A 16,744-nucleotide genomic window follows, 5' to 3' on the forward strand; every position below is an offset into this window, starting at 1 on the left:
GAGGGCCGCTATCCTCACAGCCACTTGTCCAACGGGTTGCCGTCGTTCGGCGCGCGCGGCCGCAGGCAGGGCTGGAAGCGGCCCGAGCCGGCCTCGGCCGAGAACACGCCGTCCTGCCAGACCACGCGCCCGCGCGAAACGGTGACGCCGGGCCAGGCGCGCAGCTTCATCCCTTCGTAGGGCGTGTAGTCGGCCGCGTGATGGAGCATGTCGTTGGAGATCCGCTTCTCCTGCCCCGAGGCGAAGACGTCCCACACCACGAAGTCGGCATCGCTGCCGACCGCGATCGTTCCCTTCTTCGGGTACAGGCCATAGAGGCGCGCCGGGTTGGTGGCGGTGAGTTCGACGAAGCGATGGATGTCGATGCGACCCGCGAGCACGCCTTCGCTCATCAGCAGCGGCAGGCGCGTCTCCACGCCCGGAATGCCGTTGGGGATGCGGTCGAAGGCAGGCTGGTCGCCGGCCACGCGCTTGCCGTCGGCGCCGTTCATGTTGAAGGGTGCGTGGTCGGACGAGAAGATCGTGAAAAGCCCGCTCGCGAGCCCGTTCCAGATGAACTGCTGATTGGCCTTGTCGCGCGGCGGCGGGCTGCAGATGCAGCGCGCGCCGTGCATCGGGTCGTCGGGATCGATGCCCAGATCCTCGGCGCTCAGGAACAGGTACTGCGGGCAGGTCTCCGCGTGGATCGGCAGGCCGCGCCCGCGCGCCCAGTGGATCTGCTCGACCGCTTCGCGGCCCGACACGTGCACGATCAGGATCGGCGTGTCGACCAGCTCGGCCAGCGCGATGGCCCGGTGCGTGGCCTCGCGCTCCACCGCCATCGGCCGCGAGCTGCCGTGGTAGCGCGGGGCCGTGAGGCCGGCATCGAGCAGCTGCTCGGTGAGCCAGGCGATGCAGTCGCTGTTCTCGGCATGGATCATGGTCATCGCGCCATGCCGGCGCGCGGCCGCGAGCACCTCGATGATCTGCCGGTCGTTCAGCTTCAGATCGTCGTAGGTCATGTAGATCTTGAAGGAGGTGTAGCCCTTCTCGATCAACGCGGGGAGTTCGCGCTGCGTCACGTCCTTGGTGGCGTCGGCGACGATCAGGTGGAAGGCGTAGTCGATCACCGCCTTGCCCTCGGCGCGCCGGTGGTAGTCGTCGACCGCTTCCTGGATGCTGCGCCCCTTCTGCTGGGCCGCGAAGGGCAGCACGGTGGTGGTGCCGCCGCAGGCCGCGGAGCGCGTGCCGGTGAAGAAGTCGTCGGCGAAGCGCGAGCCGTCGCTGGTCGGCTGGTCGAAGTGGCAATGGCCGTCGACGCCGCCGGGCGTGACCAGGCGCCCGGCCGCATCGATCTCGCGCGCGGCGCTGGCGTCTAGCCCTTGCGCGATGGCGCAGATGCGGCCGTCGCGCACGCCGATGTCGGCGCGGTAGCGGTCGCCGACGGTGGCGATGTCGGCGTTGCGAAGGATCAGGTCGTAGCTGCTCATGATGAATCTCCGGCTAGCGCTGCTCGAGCACGACGTCCACAGCCACGACCGGCGCGCTCGCGTTGCCGTAGGCGCGGCCGTAGTGGCGCTCGATGCGGCGCTGCACGAAGTCCCAGGCGGTGGTCATCAGCAGGTAGTAGATGGCGGCGACCAGGAAGAGCTCGAGCACCATGAACTTCTCCTGGATCAGCACCTGCGTGCGGCGCAGCAGCTCCTCCATCGAGATCACCGAGGTGATCGAAGTGGTCTTGAGCAGGCCGTTGATGCTGTTGCCCAGCGTCGGGATGATGAGCCGCATGGCCTGCGGCATGACGATGTAGCGCATGGTCTGCGCGTTGCTGAAACCGACCGCGCGCGCCGCGTTGGTCTGGCCCACCGGCACCGACTGGATGCCGCCGCGAATGATCTCCGCGAGATAGGCCGCTTCGTTGAGGATCAGCCCGAGCAGCGCCGACTCGATCACCGAAAGCTTGAGCCCGAGCTGCGGCAGGCCGGTGTAGATGATGATCAGCTGCACCAGGAGCGGCGTGCCGCGGAACACCCAGATGTAGAAGTGCGCCGGCCCGGCCAGCCAGCGCTGGCTGGAGAGCCTGGCCAAGGCCAGCGCGCATCCGACGACCAGCCCGCCGGCGATCGCGGCGAGCGTGAGCCACAGCGTGGTCACGGCGCCGCTCAGGATGTACGGATTGAACAGGTAGTCGGCGAACCCCGACCAGTTCCAGCCTTGTCCCATGGACTTTCCTTCGTGTACTCAGGGACCGCGGCGCGATCAGCTCGCGGGCCCCTTGACGGTCACGGCGCCGTCGATCGCCTTCACGCCGTACTGGTCGAAGAGCTTCTGGAAGCTGCCGTCGGCCTTCATGTCGTTGAGCGCCTTGGCCATCGCGACCGCAAGCTCCTTGTTGCGCGTGGCCAGCGCCACCGGCGTCGGGAACAGGCCGTTGAGCACGCGGTCGAAATCGCCGCGCTTCTGGTACTCGGCGCCGGTGGAGTCGATCGACAGCGCCACCTCGACCTGGCCCGCGCGCAGCGCCTGGAAGGCCATCGCGAAGTTCTCGAAGGTGCGGATGGTCATGCCCTTCATGCCCTTGTCGGTGAGCTGCTTGTCGAGCTCGCGCGCCTTGCGCTCCTCGAAGCCGCCGATCTCCACGCCGATGCTCTTGCCGGAGAGGTCGTCGGGCTTGGCGATCTTCAGCGGGTTGCCCTTGGCCGTGCTGATGCTGATGGCCTGGTCTTCGTACTGCAGCATCTGCATCAGCTTGGCGCGCTCCTCGGTGTAGAAGATGCCGGTGTTGATGACGTCCCAGCGGCCGGCCTGCAGGCCCGGGATCATGGCCGAGAACTCGATGCGTACGTATTCGGGCGTGAGGCACAGGCGCTTGGCGATGGCTTCGCCGAGCTCCACGCGCATGCCCTTGAGCGCGCCGGACTGGTCGACGAACTGCATCGGCGGCAGCGTCGGGTTGACCGACATCACCAGCGTGCCTTTCTTGACCAGCGCCGAGTCGGGCACCGGCGACTTGCAGGCCTGGGCCTGGGCTTGAACCCCGCCCATGCCGAAGACGAAGAGAGCCGTTGCCGATGCGAGAGCGGGAAGCAATTTCATGATGGATTCCTTCAGGAGATGGACGAGACGAGAAAGGGGAACCGGGGCGGCAAAGGCGCTCAGGCGCGGATCGAGTCGAGCAGGCCGAGCTGGTCGAGCGCGCGCCGCAGGTCGACCGCGTCGGCCTCGGGCAGCGGCAGGCGCGGCGCGCGGGGCTTGCCGACCGGCAGGCCCATCATCGAGAGGCCGTCCTTGGAGGCGGCGACGTAGCGGTGGCCACCGACCCAGCGCACGATCGGCAGCATCTTCTTGTAGAGCGCAAGCGCGGCAGGCATGTCGCTCTCGTCGGCGACCAGCTCGAACAGGCGCGCCGACATCTTCGGGATCAGGTTGGAGCACACCGCCACCCAACCCTGCGCGCCAAGCCAGAAGGACTCGTAGCCGAGGATGCCGGCGAACACCGTCATGCGGTCCCCGCAGAGTTCGATGATGTCGCGCACGCGCGTGACCTCGAGCGTCGACTCCTTGATGTACTTGCAGTTGTCGATGCGCGAGAGCCGCGCCACCAGCTCGGGCTTGAGGTCGACGTTGGCCGTGGCCGGATTGTTGTAGACCATGATCGGAATGCCGATCGCCTCGCCCACCTTGCGGTAGTGCGCGAACAGCTCGTCGTCGGTGGGCGTGCTGTAGAAGGGCGGAATGATCATGACGCCGTCGGCGCCCATGGTCTCGGCCTCGCGGCTCAGCCGCACGCACTCGTCGGTCCACTCCGCGCCGGTGCCGATCAGCACGGGCACGCGTTTTGCTGCCGTGCTCACGCAGGTTTCGATCACCAACTGCCGCTCTTCGGCCGTCAGCGACAGGAATTCGCCGGTGCTTCCCAAGGGGATGAGCCCGTGGATGCCCTCCTCGATCTGCCAGTCGACCAGCTTCTTCAGTGCCGGCACGTCCACGTGCTTGCCGTCGGCGGTCATGGGGGTGATGAGCACCGTATAGGTGCCTCGGAACGCTGTCATTGCTCGGTCCTCGGTGAAAATCGAATGACGAAGTATATGTATACGTGTAGTATACGTATACATTGAATCGCGTCAATGCGGTTTTTTGCTTCGATCTGCAATGAGCGCCAGACTGACCCACCCCTCCATCACCGCCAGCGGGCGCCCCGTGCGCTTTTGGTACGACGGCCGGCCCATCGACGGTCTGGAGGGCGAAACGATCGCCGCCGCCCTGGCCGCCGGCGGCATCCGGCAGCTGCGCCATACCCGCGGCGGCGAGCGCCGCGGCCTGTACTGCGGCATGGGCGCCTGCTTCGATTGCCTGGTGACGGTGGATGGCCAAGCCAGCCAGCGCGCCTGCCTCACCAAGGTGGCCGAGGGCCAGCAGGTGCGCTCCGCCATGCCGGCGGGAACGCCGGCGGATCCGCTGCGCCCGCTCGCGCCCGAAGCAGCCGCCGAGCCGGCAAGCCGGCAGGTCGACCTGCTGGTGATCGGCGCCGGGCCGGCGGGCCTGTCGGCGGCGCTCGCGGCGCGGCGGGCCGGGGCCGAGGTGTTGGTGCTCGACGAGCGCCTTCAGTCAGGCGGCCAGTTCTACAAGCCGCTGGCGCCGTCCCACCAGGCGGCCGCGCCGCCCGATCGCCAGTTCGCGCAAGGCCTCGCGCTCGAACAGCAGGTGCGCGCCGCCGGCGTCACGGTGCAGCAAGGCGCGCAGGTATGGGCGGCGTTCTCGCCGCAGCAGGTCGGCGCGCTGATCGACGGGCACGCGACCGTCATCGGCTGCAGGCAGCTCGTGATCGCACCCGGCGCCTACGAGCGCCCGGTGCCTTTTCCCGGCTGGACGCTGCCGGGCGTGATGAGCACCGGCGCCGCCCAGACGCTGGCGCGGGCCTACCGCGTGGCGCCGGGCCAGCGGGTGGTGATTGCGGGCAACGGGCCGCTCAACCTGCAGCTGGCCGCGGAGTTGCTGGCCGGCGGCGCCGAGGTCGTCGCGGTGCTCGAATCGGCCATGCGCCCTTCCCTGGCCCAATGGCGGCAACTGTGGACGGCCGCGCGCACCGCACCCGATCTGCTGCGCGATGGCTGGCGCTACATGCGACAACTGCGCGCCCATCGCGTTCCATTGTTGTGGGGCCACGCGGTGGTCTCAGCCGAAGGCGAGGACGAACTGCGCGCCGTGCAGGCAGCGGCGATCGACGGGCAATCGGCGACGCTGCGCTTCGAGGCCGACACGCTGTGCCTGGGCTACGGCTTCATTCCCTCCACCGAGCTCGCACGCATGCTGGGCTGCGAACACCGCGCGGTGGATCGCCATCTCGGCTACCTCGCCACGGTGACGCGCGAAGACGGCGCCACCAGCCTGCCCGGCGTGTTCGTCGTGGGCGACGGCGCCGACATGGGCGGCTCACGCGTCGCTCTGGCACGCGGCACCCTGGCCGGCACGGCGGCAGCACGCAACCTCAACCTGCCCGCGCCTGAGCCGCGCAAGGAGCTCGGCCAATTGCGGAAGGCCGAGCGCTTCCAGCAGGCCCTGTGGTCGCTCTACCAGGCACCACCGGTCTCGCTGTCCACGACACCCGACGACACGCTGCTGTGCCGCTGCGAGGAAATCACTTTCGGCTCGGTGCGCGAACAAATCCGCGCCGGCCGCGACACACTGGCCGCACTCAAGCGCAACACGCGCCTGGGCATGGGCCGCTGCCAGGGTCGCTACTGCGCAGTGACCGCCGCGAAGCTCGTGAGCGAGCTGACGGGGCGGCCGCCCGAGGTCGAGCAGTACTTCGCGCCACGCCCGCCGGCCAAGCCGGTGCCGGCCGGTGCGCTGGGCTTCGAGAAGCCCGAATGGGGCGGCCATAAGCCTGCCATCACCCCCAACCTCGCCCGGCCCGTGGAGCACGCGCCATTCGCGCCGCTGCACACCGAGGTGCTGGTGATCGGCGCCGGCGTGCTCGGATCGTGCCTCGGCTACTACCTGTCGAAGGCCGGCCGGGACGTGACGGTGGTGGAGCGCGACGACATCAACCTGCAGGCCTCCGGCGCCAACGCGGGCAGCCTGCACGTGCAGCTGCTGTCCTTCGACTTCGGCGCCAAGGCACAGGAAGGCGGCGGCCCGGCCGCGGCCACGTTGCCGCTCGGGCCGATGTCGGTGCGCCTCTGGCAGCAGATCGAGGCCGACTGCGGCGAGGACCTCGAGATCAAGATCACCGGCGGCCTGATGGTGGCCGACAGCGTGGCCGGCATGCGCTTCATCGACGCCAAGGCCGCGCTGGAGCGCAGCCATGGCATCGATGCGCAGGTGATCGACGGCGCCGAACTGCGGCGGCTCTCGCCCGCGCTTTCGGAACAGCTGCTGGGTGCGGAACTGTGCCCGATGGAAGGCAAGATCAACCCGCTGCGCGCGACCTATGCGGTGGCGACGCGCGCGCAACAGCAAGGCGCGCGCATGCTGCGCGGCTGCAACGTGCAGGACATCGAGCGGCTGCCCGGCGATGGCGCCGGCTTCACGGTCCACACCTCGCGCGGCACCATTCATGCGGGCCGCATCGTCAACGCGAGCGGCGCCTGGTCGAGCACCGTCGGCGACATGCTGGGCGTGAAGATCCCCGTCAAGGGCGCGCCGCTGCAGATGATCGTCACCGAGCCGGCGCCGCCGCTGGTGGACCACCTGATCGCGCATGCCGACCGGCACCTGAGCCTCAAGCAGGCGGCCAGCGGCGGACTCATCATCGGCGGCGGCTGGACCGCTGCCTTCCACGAAGGCATGCGCCTGAACCGCGCCGAGCGCGCCAGCATCGAGGGCAGCCTGTGGGTGGCGCGCCGGGTGCTGCCCGCCGTGAGCGGTCTGCACATGGTGCGCTGCTGGGCCGGCATGAACGTCAACATCGACGGCGCGCCGATCCTCGGCGAGGTGCCCGGCGTGCCCGGCTTCTACAACGCCGTCAGCTCCAACGGCTACACGCTGGCGCCCGTCGTTGCGCGCCTCGTCACCGAGCTGATCGTGCACGGCCGCACCGAGATCGACATCACCCCGTTTCGCATCGACCGTTTTCTCTGACCTCCCCACCATGACCGACTCTTCTTCCGCGCGCGACACACTGCGCCAGTTCATCGACACGCATTTCGACGGGCAGGTGCGCACGCTCGCGCAACTGGTGCAATGCCCTTCCGACAATCCGCCCGGCGACTGCGCGCCGCATGCGGAGCTCACGGCCCGCCTGCTCGAGGCCATGGATTTCGAGGTCGAAAGGCATACGGTGCCGGCCGAATTCGCAGCGGCGCACGGCATGCGAAGCATCACCAACCTGATCGTGCGCGAACGCTTCGGCGACGGTCCCGTGGTGGCGCTCAACGCCCACGGCGACGTCGTGCCGCCGGGCTCGGGCTGGAGCGTCGACCCTTATGGCGGCGAAGTGCGGGACGGCTGGCTCTACGGCCGCGGTGCAGCGGTATCGAAGTCCGACTTCACGACCTATGCCTTTGCCCTGCGCGCGCTGAAGCAGCTGCACGCATCCGGCATTCCGCTGGCCGGCACGGTCGAACTGCACTTCACCTACGACGAGGAAACCGGCGGCATGACCGGGCCGGGCTGGATTCTTTCGCAAGGCCTGAGTCGTCCCGACTACGTGCTCTCGGCAGCCTTCTCGCACCACGTGGTGGTGGCCCACAACGGCTGCCTGCACCTCGAGGTGACGGTGCGCGGCAAGTCGGCCCATGCCGCGCGCCCCGACACCGGCCACGATGCCATCGAGGCCGCGGCGACGCTCCTGCCCGCGCTCTACCGCTACCGCGATGCACTCGCCGGCCGGCCTTCGCAAACACCCGGCATCACGCATCCGACGATGGTGGTCGGCCTCATCGACGGCGGCATCAACACCAACGTGGTCGCCGACACGCTGAGCTTGCGAATCGACCGGCGCATCGTTCCGGAGGAAGTGCCCGAAGCCGCGGAGGCCGAGCTGCGCAGCGTGATCGAGGACGCCTGCCGCGCGCTGCCGGGCATCTCGGTCGAGATCAGGCAGATCCTGCTGGCCCGGCCGTTCGCACCGGCGCCCGGCGCCCAGGCGCTGGCCGATCTCGTGTGCCGCGAGGCCGCCGCCGTGATGGGCAAGCCGGTGACGCCGATCGGCGTGCCGCTCTATACCGATGCGCGCCTCTACAGCGAGGCCGGCATCCCCACCGTGATGTACGGCGCCGGCCCGCAGACGCTGCTCGAAGCCAACGGCCACCGCGCCGACGAGCGCGTTCCGCTGGACGAACTGCACAAGGCGACGCTGGTGGTCGCCAACACCCTGCTGCGGCTGCTGGCCCCCTGAATTTCAGTGCTGCGTGGTCGGCCGCCCGGCCTCCACCCAGGCTTCGAGTCCGCCGGCCAGCGGCCGCGCGCGCACGAAGCCGCGCGCCATCAAGGCCTGCGCGGCCAACGCGGCCGACACCTCGTTGGGGCAGCTGCAGTACAGGATGATCTCGCGCCCCCTGTCCTCGAAGGGCAGGTCCGCTCGCCGCTGCTGCAGCGCCTTCAGCGGGATCGGCAGCGCGCCCGGGATGCGTCGCGGATCGACCTGGACGCCGGCCTCGCCGCGCACGTCGACCACGATCGGCGGCGCCTCGCCTTCCATCAGGGCAAACAGTTCGTCGATGGTGGCGCGCGGCATGCTGGTGATGCGCAGCATGGCGCGACGGCGCCACCAGCGCAGCGCCAGCATGGCGGCCAGCACGATCACCAGCGCCGCGGTCGCGACGCTGCCGGCATTGGCCAGGGCATCGAGCACCGCCTGGATCTGCTCGCGAAACAGCCAGCCCAGGCCCAGGAACACGCCGGCCCACAGCAGCGCGGCCGCCGTCTCGAAGGCGAGGAAGCGCCGCGTCGACATGCCCAGCGCACCCGCCATCGGCGGCGCCACCACCGAGACGCCGGGCACGAACTTGGCAGCCACCAGCGACATGCCACCCCAGCGGCCGATCAGCGTTTCGCTGCGCCGCACGCAGGAGTCCGGCGAGATCGAGATCTTGCAGAGCAGGCGCATGAAGCGGTAGCCGTAGGTGCGGCCGGTATAGAACCAGACGCCGTCGCCCAGCACGTTGGCGAGGACCGCGGCCAGCACCATGGTTGCGAGGAGGGCCGGCTCCGCCACGGCCGCCAATCCGCCGGCCACCACCAGCACCGGCGCTGCCGGCACCGGCAGCCCGACGCGGGCCGCGAAGCTCACGAGGAACACCACGGCGATCGCGTGGTCGACCATCAGAGCTATCAATTCCTGCATGCCCGGAGCGTACCGCCAACGGGCGCGGCCGGCCCGCGGGCGCACTCAGATCGCGACCAGCTGGCGCACACCCTGCGCTTCCATGTCCTTGCCGAGACCGCGCGCGATCACTTCGCCGCGCTCCATCACGAGGTAGTCGTCGGCCAGGTCCTGCGCGAAGTCGTAGTACTGCTCGCACAGCACGATGGCCATGTCGCCGCGCTCGGCCAGCATGCGGATCACGCGGCCGATGTCCTTGATGATGCTGGGCTGGATGCCTTCGGTCGGCTCATCGAGGATCAGGAGCTTCGGGTTGGGCGCGAGCGCGCGCGCGATCGCGAGCTGCTGCTGCTGCCCGCCCGAGAGATCGCCGCCGCGGCGGTTGAGCATCTGCTTGAGCACCGGGAAGACTTCGTAGAGTTCGGGCGGCACCGGCGTCGAGCCCGGCCTGTAGGCCAGGCCCATGCGCAGGTTCTCCTCGACCGTGAGCCGCGCGAAGATCTCGCGGCCCTGCGGCACGAAGCCCATGCCGGCACGGGCGCGGTCGTAGGGCGTCTTCTTATGGATAGGCGCGCCGTCGAACTCGATGCTGCCGCTCTTGATCGGGACCAGGCCCATCAGCGACTTGAGCAGCGTGGTCTTGCCGACGCCGTTGCGGCCGAGCAGCACGGTGACCTTGCCGGCGTGGGCTTCGAAGCTCACATCGCGAAGGATGTGGGAGCCGCCGTAGTACTGGTGGATATTCTTGACTGAAAGCATGGTCACCTTCCCAGATAGACCTCAATGACGCGCTCGTCCGCCTGCACCTCGTCCAGCGTCCCCTGCGCCAGCACCGAGCCGTCGCACAGCACGGTCACAATCTCGGAGATGGTGCGGATGAAGCTCATGTCGTGCTCCACCACCATCAGCGAGTGCTGGCCCTTGAGCTTGAGGAAGAGCTCGGCGGTGCGCGCGGTCTCCTCGTCGGTCATGCCCGCCACCGGCTCATCCAGCAGCAGCAGCTTCGGATCCTGCATCAGCAGCATGCCGATCTCGAGCCACTGCTTCTGCCCGTGGCTCAGGTTGCCCGCCAGGCGCAGCACGCTGCCTTCGAGATGGATGGTGTGCAGCACCTCGGCCAGCCGGTCGCTCTGCGTCGAATCGAGCTTGAACAGCATCGAGGCCTTCACGCCCTTGTCGGTCTTGAGCGCAAGCTCGAGGTTCTCGAACACGGTGAGGTGCTCGAACACGGTCGGCTTCTGGAACTTGCGGCCGATGCCGAGCTGCGCGATCTCGGCTTCCTTGTGGCGCAGCAGGTCGATGGTGCTGCCGAAGAAGACGGTGCCTTCGTCGGGCCGGGTCTTGCCGGTGACGATGTCCATCATCGTGGTCTTGCCGGCGCCGTTGGGGCCGATGATGCAGCGCAGCTCGCCCGGCGCGATGTCGAGAGAGAGCTTGTTGATGGCCTTGAAGCCGTCGAAGCTCACGCTCACGTCCTCGAGGTAGAGGATGCGGCCGTGCGTGATGTCGACCTCGCCCGCCGTCGCATGGCGACCGTAGCCGGCTTCGCGGCCGCCCGATTCGGTCAGGCGGGCGCGGTCGCCGTGGCCGTGCCGCGCGATGCGCTGCGCGCCCGCTTCCATCAGATCGGGCGTCATGCGCGGGCTCCCTTCGCTTCCACCACCAGCGGCGCGAGCGCAGAGGGCTCGACGCCCTGCTCCGCAGCCATGGCACGTTGCGCCTCGCGCCGGCCTTCGCTCGCCGGCGCCTTCTCCCTGGCCGCCCATTTCTTGACCAAGCCCACGATGCCGTTCGGCAGGAACAGCGTGACAGCAATGAAAAGTGCACCCAGGAAGTAGAGCCAGTACTCCGGGTAGGCCACCGTGAGCCAGCTCTTGGCGCCGTTGACGATGAAGGCGCCGAGGATCGGGCCGATCAGCGTGGCGCGGCCGCCGACCGCGGCCCAGATCGCGATCTCGATCGAGTTGGCGGCGCTCATTTCGCCGGGATTGATGATGCCCACCTGCGGCACATAGAGCGCACCGGCCACGCCGCACATGATGGCCGAGATGACCCAGATCGTGAGCTTGTAGGGCAGCGGGTTGTAGCCCGAGAACATCACGCGCGACTCGGCATCGCGAATCGCCTGCAGCACGCGGCCGAACTTGCTGCCGATCAGCCACCTGGCGAACAGGAAGAAGCCGAGCAGCGTGAGGCCGGTGAGCGCGAAGATCGTCATGCGCATCTCCTGCGTCGCGATCGGCACGCCGAGGATGCGCTTGAAATCAGTGAAGCCGTTGTTGCCGCCGAAGCCGGTCTCGTTGCGGAAGAACAGCAGCATCGCCGCGAAAGTCATGGCCTGCGTGATGATCGAGAAGTACACGCCCTTGATGCGCGAGCGGAAGGCGAAGAAGCCGAACACGAAGGCGATCAGGCCCGGCACCGCGACGATCAGGATCAGCGTGGCGACGAAGCTGTCGCTCAAGCTCCAGTGCCAGGGCAGCGTCTTCCAGTCGAGGAAGACCATGAAGTCCGGCAGCTCGCTCTTGTAGTTGCCGTCGCGGCCGATCTGGCGCATGAGGTACATGCCCATCATGTAGCCGCCCAATGCGAAGAAAAGGCCGTGGCCCAGCGAGAGGATGCCGGTGTAGCCCCAGATCAGGTCCATGGCCAGCGCACAGATGGCGTAGCACATGATCTTGCCGACCAGCGCCACCGCGTAGTCGCTCATGTGCAGCGGGCTGCCCGCGGGCACCAGCAGGTTGAGCACCGGCGCCAGCGCGCAGACGGTGATCAATGCGATGAAAAAGGCGGTCCAGCCCTTGCCGCTCAGGAGCGGGCCCTTGGAAGGAAGTGCGACTCGGGTCATGCCTCGGCGCTCCGGCCTTTGACTGCGAAGATGCCCTGCGGCCGCTTCTGGATGAAGATGATGATGAAGACCAGCACCGCAATCTTCGCGAGCACCGCGCCGGCCCAGCCTTCGATGAACTTGTTGAGCACGCCCAGCCCCATGGCCGCATACACGGTGCCGGCGAGCTGGCCGACGCCGCCCATCACCACCACCATGAAGGAATCGACGATGTAGCTCTGGCCGAGGTCGGGGCCGACGTTGCCGATCTGCGAGAGCGCGCAACCCGCGAGCCCCGCGATGCCGGAGCCGAGCGCGAAGGCATAGGTGTCGATGCGCGCCGTGTTCACGCCCATGCAGGAGGCGATCGGCCGGTTCTGGGTGACGCCGCGCACGAACAGGCCCAGGCGCGTCTTGCCGATGAGCCAGCCCATCGCCAGCAGCACCAGCCCCGCGAAGATGACGATGCAGATACGGTTCCACGGCAGCGTGACGTTGCTCAGCATCGTGAAGCCGCCGCTCATCCAGGCCGGGTTCTCGACACCGACGTTCTGGGCGCCGAAGAGCGAGCGCACCAGCTGCTGCAGCATCAGGCTGATGCCCCAGGTGGCGAGCAGGGTCTCGAGCGGCCGGCCGTAGAGGAAGCGGATCACGCCGCGTTCCAGCACCGCGCCGACCAGCGCCGAGGCGAGAAAGGCGACCGGAATCGCAGCCACCAGGTACCAGCCGAAGGCCGCCTCGGGCATGTAGCGCTGGAAGATGCCCTGCATCACGTAGGTGGCGTAGGCGCCGATCATCATCAGCTCGCCGTGCGCCATGTTGATCACGCCCATCAGCCCGTAGGTGATGGCGAGGCCCAGCGCGGCTAGCAGCAGCACCGAACCGAGGCTGACGCCGCTGAAGATCGCGTTGATGCGGTCGCCCCAGACCAGCGCGCCGTCGATGCTGCGGATGGACGCGTCGATGACGGCCTTGACCTCGGGGTCGGTCTCGTCGGCAAGGCGCTGGTTGAGCAGCAGCTTGGTGTCGGGATTGCGGCTCTCGCCGAGCGCCTTGGCCGCGGCGATGCGCTTGGCCTTGTCGGCGCTGCTCAGCATGCTGGCGGCGCGCACCAGTTCGAGCTGGGCCTTGATCTTGGCGTTGGTCTCGGCGGCCAGCGCCTTCTCGACCAATGGGAGGCGCGACTCGTCGGGCTCCTTGAAGAGGGCCTGCGCCGCTTCGGCACGCACCGCTTCGTCCTTGCTGGTGAGCTTGAGTGCGGCCTGCGCGGCATCGAGCGCGCCGCGCATCAGGTTGTTGTTGACCACGTCCTCGGCGTTGTCGGGCAGCTTCTGCTCGGCGCCGGTGACAGGGTCGAAGGCCTTGTCGTCCCTGATGAGGAACACGCGGTCTTCGGTGTACTTGACCGCATCGTCGGCCATGGCCTGAATGAAGGCCGAAGTCTTCTCGTCGGCCGTGGCGACGGCCTTGTTGAGCGCGGCAATGCGGTTTTCGGAATCGCCCGAAGCGATGGCCTTCGCCTCGTCGGCGGTCAGCGCGTGGGCAGGAGCGGCGGCGAGCAGCGCGAGCGCCGCCGCGCAGCAGTAGATGGAGCGCAAGAATGTGTACACGGCGTTCTCTGTTCCAGGAACACCGCGGATCCGGCTCCGCCGGTCCGCTGGTGTTGCCCCCTGCAAGGGGGTTGGCGTAGCGACACGAAGTGCGCGCAGCCTGAGGGTGTTACAAAGATTTCCCTGCCGGCTGGTCCGGCTTCTTGTCGTTGCCCTCGATGTACGGGCTCCACGGCTTGGCCTTGACCGGACCCGGCGTCTTCCACACCACGCCGAACTGGCCGTCGGCCTTGATCTCGCCGATGAACACGCTCTTGTGCAGGTGGTGGTTCTTCTCGTCCATCTTCGAGACGATGCCCGAAGGCGCGGTGAAGGTCTGGCCGGCCATCGCCGCGATCACCTTGTCGGTGTCGGTGCTCTTGGCCTTCTCGACCGCCTGCTTCCACATGTGGATGCCGATGTAGGTGGCTTCCATCGGGTCGTTGGTGAGCGGCTTGTCCTTGTGGCCGGCGATGTTCTTGGCCTTGGCGTAGTCGCTCCACTGCTTGATGAAGGCGGTGTTGGTCGGGTTCTTGATCGACATGAAGTAGTTCCATGCAGCCAGGTGGCCGACCAGCGGCTTGGTGTCGACGCCGCGCAGCTCTTCCTCGCCGACCGAGAAGGCGACCACCGGCACGTCCTTGGCCTTCAGGCCGGCGTTGCCGAGTTCCTTGTAGAAGGGCACGTTGGAGTCGCCGTTGATGGTCGACACCACGGCCGTCTTGCCGCCGGAAGAAAACTTCTTGATGTCGGCCACGATGGTCTGGTAGTCGCTGTGGCCGAAGGGCGTGTACTTCTCGTCGATGTCGGTGTCCTTCACGCCCTTGCTCTTCAGGTAGGCGCGCAGGATCTTGTTGGTGGTGCGCGGATAGACGTAGTCGGTGCCCAGCAGCACCCAGCGCTTGGCGCCGCCGCCGTCCTTGCTCATCAGGTAGTCGACCGCGGGAATGGCCTGCTGGTTGGGCGCGGCGCCGGTATAGAACACGTTCTTGCTGAGCTCTTCACCCTCGTACTGCACGGGGTAGAACAGGAGGCCGTTCATTTCCTCGACCACCGGCAGCACCGACTTGCGCGACACCGAGGTCCAGCAGCCGAAGATCACCGAGACCTTGTCCTGGCCGAGCAGCTGCTTGGTCTTCTCGGCGAAGAGCGGCCAGTTGGAGGCCGGATCGACCACCACGGGCTCGAGCTTCTTGCCGAGCACGCCGCCCTTGGCGTTGATCTCGTCGATCGCCATGAGCACGGTGTCCTTGAGCACGGTTTCCGAGATCGCCATCGTGCCCGACAGCGAGTGCAGCACGCCGACCTTGATGGTGTCGGCCGCGAAGGCCGGCACGGCGGACAGGCTGGCAAGCGCCACGGCGGCGGTGAGCGCCTTGAGGGTGAAACGACGTTGTTGCATGAAGACTCCTTCTCCTGGTGGTTTGAACGATGGAGGGGAGTCTGCGGAATCGGTCACGGAGCGGGAATACGCCGGGTGGCGTACGAGGCCTCAGCGGCGCAGAAGATCCGGATGATTTCTTTTCGGATGCTTCTTCAGGGACACCATCTCAAGTGCGGTGGCGACGTGCGCCTTGAGCCTTCCGATGCTCAACAAGTTCTGCAATGTCATTTTCTTCCCCCTTCAGCCATATCTTGGGGCCGGCGGCGACGTTGACCGCGAGGCCCTGCCCTTCCTTCAGCTTCCTTGCGAAATCCGCCACGCTCATGGGCGTGGGATTCACCTCTCGGCCCAATGTCGCCTGGGCTTCGGTCAAGGCCAACGCGACATCCGCGAATCGTGCGCTTCCCAGCACGATCACGTCGACGTCGCTGCGTGGGCTCTCCGTGCCCGAGGCCATCGAACCGTAGACGAAGGCCAGCGACACGGATTCGCCTAGAGGAAAAAGTGCGTCACGCAGTACGGGCGACCCCGGCCGTCTTCCGAAGCAAACCGGCGAGGTCATTGAACACCGGGCTTTGCGTGTTCGCCTGGTAGTGAACCTGGCGGCCGACCTCGCTGCGCAGTAACAGCCCGGCGTCGCTCAGGCCGCGCAACTCTCGATGCAGCGAGCCGGCCGATGCGCCTGTCAGGCGTGCCAGCTCTCGTACGTGCAGCGCCTTCTCCGGGTGCAGCAACAGGGCGGCCAACACGCGCGAGCGTGTCTGGCCCAGCAGATATTCGGCAATACCGGGCATGTTCTCAATTTTGCTTCAATTGTAGCAATTATGAGAACGAATTTTCCAGCATCACGCGAAGAACGCCCTCGCATAGTTGATCGGCGCATGATCCGCCAGGTCGCGCAGCAGCACGGCGCCGCGGCGCCATGCATGGTCGATCACGTAGCGGGCGCGGCCCTGGGTGCGGTCGGCCTCGATGAAGCTGGCGTCGGGGTTGTGCAGGCACTCGCCGGCGCAGGTGATATAGCTGGTGGCCCCCGCATGCGCATAGAGCGAGAAGGCAGGCGGCAGCTGCGTCACGAGATCGCAGCCGTCGACCAGGCGCACGATCTCGACCCCGGCGAGGGCCGCGACGAACTCGGTGTTGCCCACGCGCGGCGAGCCCAGCGTGACCAGCAGGGTCGGCGGCAGAAGGGTCGCGATCAGCATCGCGAGCGCGCCGCCGAGGCTGTGGCCGGTCATGATCAAGGCGCTGCGGCCGGCGGCCTCGCCTTCCGCCCACTCGCGCACCGCGGGCCACAGGGCGCGCGCCGAACGCGCGAAGCCCGCGTGCACACGGCCGCCGGCTTCGGCCCAGTCGACCTGGTGCGCCTGCAGGTTGGTCGCGTGATCGCGAATCTCGTCGGGCTGCGTGCCGCGGAATGCGAGCAGCGCGCTGCCGTCGGCATGCAGGGCGGCAAAGGCGAAGCCGTGGGTCTCGGCGTGCGCGATGAGCTTCGGCGCGCCGAAGCCGGCGTGGCGCAGCGCCTCGGTCAAACGCAGCCGCTCGGCCTCCGAAGTCTCGGCGCGGTAGTAGGCTAGCCGTGCGGACTCGACGGCCCACTGCGCGGGCGTGTAGCTCTGGCCGGGCTCGAACAGCGTCTCGCGCCGCTCGGGCGAGTAGAGCGCGGTGCGACTGGGGTCGTACGGAACGCCGGGCAT

15 protein-coding genes are annotated in these 16,744 nt (G+C 67.8%); 2 read left to right on the forward strand and 13 right to left on the reverse strand.

The genetic code is table 11. The features are described from left to right. Positions 1-14: 14 nt before the first annotated feature. The 4 genes from hydA to ACSQ89_RS21615 are packed head-to-tail and all read right to left on the reverse strand — an operon-like array spanning position 15 to position 4,031. Entirely contained in the window at positions 15-1,469 is a 1,455-nt protein-coding gene (gene hydA, locus ACSQ89_RS21600) for a dihydropyrimidinase (protein ID WP_093111194.1), read from the reverse strand. A gap of 13 nt (positions 1,470-1,482) precedes the next feature. Beyond that, entirely contained in the window at positions 1,483-2,202 is a 720-nt protein-coding gene (locus ACSQ89_RS21605; protein ID WP_093111192.1) for an amino acid ABC transporter permease, read from the reverse strand. 36 nt (positions 2,203-2,238) lie between these two features. Continuing rightward, complete coding sequence (locus ACSQ89_RS21610; RefSeq protein ID WP_093111190.1) at positions 2,239-3,075, reverse strand: ABC transporter substrate-binding protein; 837 nt, start codon at positions 3,073-3,075, stop codon at positions 2,239-2,241. 59 nt (positions 3,076-3,134) lie between these two features. Beyond that, a complete protein-coding gene (locus ACSQ89_RS21615; protein WP_093111188.1) occupies positions 3,135-4,031 on the reverse strand; it encodes a dihydrodipicolinate synthase family protein in 897 nt (298 codons plus the stop codon). A 100-nt stretch (positions 4,032-4,131) separates the two neighbouring features. Between ACSQ89_RS21615 and ACSQ89_RS21620 the strand changes: the two genes are divergently transcribed. Further along, complete coding sequence (locus ACSQ89_RS21620; RefSeq protein WP_436296374.1) at positions 4,132-7,062, forward strand: FAD-dependent oxidoreductase; 2,931 nt, start codon at positions 4,132-4,134, stop codon at positions 7,060-7,062. Positions 7,063-7,072: 10 nt separating this feature from the next. After that, a complete protein-coding gene (locus tag ACSQ89_RS21625; RefSeq protein ID WP_436296375.1) occupies positions 7,073-8,320 on the forward strand; it encodes a M20/M25/M40 family metallo-hydrolase in 1,248 nt (415 codons plus the stop codon). Between the two features lie 3 nt (positions 8,321-8,323). Here ACSQ89_RS21625 and ACSQ89_RS21630 read toward each other — a convergent pair whose 3' ends face one another. The 9 genes from ACSQ89_RS21630 to ACSQ89_RS21670 form a co-directional block, all read right to left on the reverse strand. Next, complete coding sequence (locus tag ACSQ89_RS21630) at positions 8,324-9,247, reverse strand: VTT domain-containing protein (RefSeq protein ID WP_436296376.1); 924 nt, start codon at positions 9,245-9,247, stop codon at positions 8,324-8,326. A 66-nt stretch (positions 9,248-9,313) separates the two neighbouring features. Beyond that, positions 9,314-10,006, reverse strand: coding sequence for an urea ABC transporter ATP-binding subunit UrtE (urtE, locus tag ACSQ89_RS21635; protein WP_093111180.1), 693 nt, complete (start codon positions 10,004-10,006; stop codon positions 9,314-9,316). Between the two features lie 2 nt (positions 10,007-10,008). Beyond that, positions 10,009-10,884: an urea ABC transporter ATP-binding protein UrtD gene (gene urtD / locus ACSQ89_RS21640; RefSeq protein ID WP_436296377.1), complete on the reverse strand. Its 876-nt coding sequence runs from the start codon at positions 10,882-10,884 to the stop codon at positions 10,009-10,011. Beyond that, complete coding sequence (gene urtC / locus ACSQ89_RS21645; protein ID WP_436296378.1) at positions 10,881-12,095, reverse strand: urea ABC transporter permease subunit UrtC; 1,215 nt, start codon at positions 12,093-12,095, stop codon at positions 10,881-10,883. The genes urtD and urtC overlap by 4 nt, the downstream gene beginning before the upstream one ends. Beyond that, complete coding sequence (gene urtB, locus ACSQ89_RS21650; RefSeq protein WP_093111285.1) at positions 12,092-13,636, reverse strand: urea ABC transporter permease subunit UrtB; 1,545 nt, start codon at positions 13,634-13,636, stop codon at positions 12,092-12,094. Before urtB ends, urtC begins: the two co-directional genes overlap by 4 nt. Before the next feature lie 157 nt (positions 13,637-13,793). After that, a complete protein-coding gene (urtA, locus tag ACSQ89_RS21655; RefSeq protein ID WP_093111174.1) occupies positions 13,794-15,065 on the reverse strand; it encodes an urea ABC transporter substrate-binding protein in 1,272 nt (423 codons plus the stop codon). A 148-nt stretch (positions 15,066-15,213) separates the two neighbouring features. After that, positions 15,214-15,531: a nucleotidyltransferase domain-containing protein gene (locus tag ACSQ89_RS21660; protein WP_436296379.1), complete on the reverse strand. Its 318-nt coding sequence runs from the start codon at positions 15,529-15,531 to the stop codon at positions 15,214-15,216. Between the two features lie 25 nt (positions 15,532-15,556). After that, complete coding sequence (locus tag ACSQ89_RS21665) at positions 15,557-15,841, reverse strand: winged helix-turn-helix domain-containing protein (protein ID WP_244504087.1); 285 nt, start codon at positions 15,839-15,841, stop codon at positions 15,557-15,559. Between the two features lie 51 nt (positions 15,842-15,892). Continuing rightward, entirely contained in the window at positions 15,893-16,744 is an 852-nt protein-coding gene (locus ACSQ89_RS21670; RefSeq protein WP_436294977.1) for a lipase family protein, read from the reverse strand.

It is taken from the genome of Variovorax sp. LjRoot175 (assembly GCF_964253805.1).
Taxonomy (GTDB): Bacteria; Pseudomonadota; Gammaproteobacteria; order Burkholderiales; family Burkholderiaceae_C; genus Variovorax.

What these genes read in the sequence shown, in the direction of transcription:
- hydA (WP_093111194.1), bottom strand. Translation starts at nt 1,469, where the DNA reads ATGAGCAGCTACGACCTGATCCTTCGCAACGCCGACATCGCCACCGTC.
- ACSQ89_RS21605 (WP_093111192.1), bottom strand. Translation starts at nt 2,202, where the DNA reads ATGGGACAAGGCTGGAACTGGTCGGGGTTCGCCGACTACCTGTTCAAT.
- ACSQ89_RS21610 (WP_093111190.1), bottom strand. Translation starts at nt 3,075, where the DNA reads ATGAAATTGCTTCCCGCTCTCGCATCGGCAACGGCTCTCTTCGTCTTC.
- ACSQ89_RS21615 (WP_093111188.1), bottom strand. Translation starts at nt 4,031, where the DNA reads ATGACAGCGTTCCGAGGCACCTATACGGTGCTCATCACCCCCATGACC.
- ACSQ89_RS21620 (WP_436296374.1), top strand. Translation starts at nt 4,132, where the DNA reads ATGAGCGCCAGACTGACCCACCCCTCCATCACCGCCAGCGGGCGCCCC.
- ACSQ89_RS21625 (WP_436296375.1), top strand. Translation starts at nt 7,073, where the DNA reads ATGACCGACTCTTCTTCCGCGCGCGACACACTGCGCCAGTTCATCGAC.
- ACSQ89_RS21630 (WP_436296376.1), bottom strand. Translation starts at nt 9,247, where the DNA reads ATGGTCGACCACGCGATCGCCGTGGTGTTCCTCGTGAGCTTCGCGGCC.
- urtE (WP_093111180.1), bottom strand. Translation starts at nt 10,006, where the DNA reads ATGCTTTCAGTCAAGAATATCCACCAGTACTACGGCGGCTCCCACATC.
- urtD (WP_436296377.1), bottom strand. Translation starts at nt 10,884, where the DNA reads ATGACGCCCGATCTGATGGAAGCGGGCGCGCAGCGCATCGCGCGGCAC.
- urtC (WP_436296378.1), bottom strand. Translation starts at nt 12,095, where the DNA reads ATGACCCGAGTCGCACTTCCTTCCAAGGGCCCGCTCCTGAGCGGCAAG.
- urtA (WP_093111174.1), bottom strand. Translation starts at nt 15,065, where the DNA reads ATGCAACAACGTCGTTTCACCCTCAAGGCGCTCACCGCCGCCGTGGCG.
- ACSQ89_RS21665 (WP_244504087.1), bottom strand. Translation starts at nt 15,841, where the DNA reads ATGCCCGGTATTGCCGAATATCTGCTGGGCCAGACACGCTCGCGCGTG.
- ACSQ89_RS21670 (WP_436294977.1), bottom strand. Translation starts at nt 16,744, where the DNA reads ATGCCCGGCGTTCCGTACGACCCCAGTCGCACCGCGCTCTACTCGCCC.